The sequence below is a fragment of the Novosphingobium sp. NDB2Meth1 genome, assembly GCF_900117425.1.
Classification (GTDB): domain Bacteria; phylum Pseudomonadota; class Alphaproteobacteria; order Sphingomonadales; family Sphingomonadaceae; genus Novosphingobium.
In genome coordinates this window covers 2,501-5,823 of the sequence record NZ_FPEH01000035.1, presented here as the reverse complement: position 1 = coordinate 5,823, position 3,323 = coordinate 2,501, and the positions used below count along the sequence as shown (strand labels likewise).

Below are 3,323 nucleotides of genomic sequence, written 5' to 3'. Positions count from 1 at the left end.
TAACCGCGTCTGCGTTGGACACAAGAAAGGCGCACGGGCGTGTGTGGAGCGGCGTGTGTGTTATGCTGTGTGGTTGCGGGGGTAGGATTTGAACCTACGACCTTCAGGTTATGAGCCTGACGAGCTACCGGACTGCTCCACCCCGCGATGTGTTGTCTTGCGGCGTTTGTGCCGGAGACAAAAAAGCCGCCGCGCGGGTTTTCCGGCAGCGGCTGTTTTGACATGTGAATGGGTTTTTGCCTCGATATGCGCCGGCTTCAATGCCTGGCGACGACCTACTCTTCCAACGCTTGAGCGTTAGTACCATTGGCGCTGTCTGGTTTCACGGCCGAGTTCGAGATGGGATCGGGTGGGTCACAGACGCTATGGTCACCAAGCAATGAAGCAGGCGCATATCGGGTTTTTAATCGATGCTGGTTTTGGCGTTGTTCCGGCTGAGCAATTCGCCCGCCACCCGATCAGCAAGGCTGTCATTGATGGTGGAATTCTCAAGCATGAACAGAGTTATTAGGACCGGTTAGCTCCATACGTTACCGCACTTCTACACCCGGCCTATCAACGTGGTGGTCTACCACGACTCGATGATACCTAATCTTGAGGGAGGCTTCCCGCTTAGATGCTTTCAGCGGTTATCCCGTCCATGCATAGCTACCCTGCTGCACTCCTGGCGGAATGACAGGTACACCAGAGGCATGTTCACCCCGGTCCTCTCGTACTAGGGGCAACTCCTCTCAAGTATCGACGCCCACGGCAGATAGGGACCAAACTGTCTCGCGACGTTCTGAACCCAGCTCACGTACCACTTTAATTGGCGAACAGCCAAACCCTTGGGACCTGCTCCAGCCCCAGGATGTGATGAGCCGACATCGAGGTGCCAAACGATTCCGTCGATATGAGCTCTTGGGAATCATCAGCCTGTTATCCCCGGCGTACCTTTTATCCGTTGAGCGATGGCCCTTCCACGAGGGACCACCGGATCACTATGACCGACTTTCGTCTCTGCTCGACTCGTCAGTCTCGCAGTCAGGCAGGCTTATGCCATTGCACTCTAACAGACGGTTTCCAACCGTCCTGAGCCTACCATCGCGCGCCTCCGTTACTCTTTAGGAGGCGACCGCCCCAGTCAAACTACCCGCCACAGAGGGTCCCCGAACCGGATCACGGTCCTGGGTTAGACATCAGAAAACAACAGGGTGGTATTTCACCTATGGCTCCACACCAGCTGGCGCCGGTGCTTCAAAGCCTCCCACCTATGCTACACAATTCTTTCCTAATGCCACTCTGAAGCTGCAGTAAAGGTGCACGGGGTCTTTCCGTCTAACCGCGGGTACTCCGCATCTTCACGGAGAATTCAATTTCGCTGAGCATATCCTGGAGACAGTGGGGAAGTCGTTACGCCATTCGTGCAGGTCGGAACTTACCCGACAAGGAATTTCGCTACCTTAGGACCGTTATAGTTACGGCCGCCGTTTACTCGGGCTTCAATTCGGAGCTTGCACTCCTCCTCTTAACCTTCGAGCACCGGGCAGGCGTCAGACCCTATACGTCGTCTTGAAGCCGACTTAGCAGAGTCCTGTGTTTTTGCTAAACAGTCGCTACCCCCTGGCCTGTGCCCCCCACAAGTGCTTGCGCATATGTGGGGCCTCCTTCTTCCGAAGGTACGGAGGCAATTTGCCGAGTTCCTTCAGGATACTTCTCTCAAGCGCCTTGGTATACTCTACCAGACCACCTGTGTCGGTTTCGGGTACGGTCTATACGGTGGGGCTATTTCCTGGAACCATTTCAAAGCCACTCCAATCCGTTAAGGAGTGACAATACACATGATCCGTCACACACCACCAGGCCCACGAATATTAACGTGGTTCCCATCGACTACCCCCTTCGGGCTCGTCTTAGGGGCCGGCTCACCCTGCTCAGATTAGCTTTAAGCAGGAACCCTTGGTCTTTCGGCGAGAGGGCATCTCACCCTCTTTGTCGCTACTCATGTCAGCATTCGCACTTCCGATACCTCCACGACCCATTACCAGATCGCTTCACAGGCCTACGGAACGCTCCGCTACCGCTCAGTCAAAGACTGAACCCTAAGCTTCGGTGCATCACTTTAGCCCCGATACATCTTCGCCGCAGGATCTCTTATTTAGACCAGTGAGCTGTTACGCTTTCTTTAAAGGATGGCTGCTTCTAAGCCAACCTCCTGGTTGTTTTGGAAATCCCACATGCTTTCCCACTTAGTGATGACTTGGGGACCTTAGCTGTAGGTTAGGGCTGTTTCCCTTTTGACGACGGACCTTAGCACCCGCCGTCTGTCTGCCGGATAAGACTCGATGGTATTCGGAGTTTGGTTAGGTTTGGTAGATCTCGCGACCCCCTAGCCCATCCAGTGCTCTACCCCCATCGGCATACATCCGACGCTCTACCTCAATAGATTTCGCGGAGAACCAGCTATTTCCCGGTTTGATTGGCCTTTCACCCCTAAACACAACTCATCCGAGAATTTTTCAACATTCAACGGTTCGGCCCTCCAGTGCGTGTTACCGCACCTTCAGCCTGGTCATGCCTAGATCACCGGGTTTCGGGTCTAATTCATCATACTCTAGCGCCCTATTCAGACTCGCTTTCGCTGCGCCTACACCTATCGGCTTAAGCTCGCATGATAAACTAAGTCACTGACCCATTATGCAAGAGGTACGCAGTCACCCCCTATGGGGCTCCTACTGCTTGTAAGCATTCGGTTTCAGGTACTGTTTCACTCCCCTCATCGGGGTGCTTTTCACCTTTCCCTCACGGTACTGGTTCGCTATCGGTCATGTACGAGTATTTAGGCTTGGAGGGTGGTCCCCCCATGTTCAGACAGGATTACACGTGTCCCGCCCTACTCGAGTCCTCATCCATCACTTTCGCATACGGGGCTGTCACCCGCTATGGCCAGTCTTTCCAAACTGTTCTGCTAGTTGAAGATGAGGCACTGGCCTGGTCCGCGTTCGCTCGCCACTACTAACGGAATCTCGGTTGATGTCTTTTCCTCCAGGTACTGAGATGTTTCAGTTCCCCGGGTTCGCTTCACCAAGTCTATTTTATTCAACTCGGTGATACCTGTTCCACCTCTCCCCTGAACCGATCGCTCGGACCACGGAAGAAATGGTGAAGGTGGGTTTCCCCATTCGGAAATCGCCGGATCAAAGTTTGCTCACAACTCCCCGACGCTTATCGCAGCGTGCCACGTCCTTCATCGCCTGTACATGCCAAGGCATCCACCAAATGCTCTTACCTCACGCTTGAGAATCCACACCATCAACGACAGCCTTGCATATACTGTCGCCGTT

General features: G+C 54.0%; 1 tRNA gene and 2 rRNA genes. All 3 read right to left on the bottom strand.

The window, feature by feature from the left end:
• Positions 1-70 precede the first annotated feature (70 nt).
• The 3 genes from NDB2M1_RS21655 to NDB2M1_RS21645 all read right to left on the bottom strand — a co-directional run bounded on the left by NDB2M1_RS21655 (position 71) and on the right by NDB2M1_RS21645 (position 3,278).
• Positions 71-147: transfer RNA gene (locus tag NDB2M1_RS21655), tRNA-Met, on the bottom strand.
• Between the two features lie 115 nt (positions 148-262).
• A 5S ribosomal RNA gene (gene rrf, locus NDB2M1_RS21650) occupies positions 263-377 on the bottom strand.
• A 110-nt stretch (positions 378-487) separates the two neighbouring features.
• Positions 488-3,278, bottom strand: a 23S ribosomal RNA gene (locus tag NDB2M1_RS21645).
• Positions 3,279-3,323: the final 45 nt, after the last annotated feature.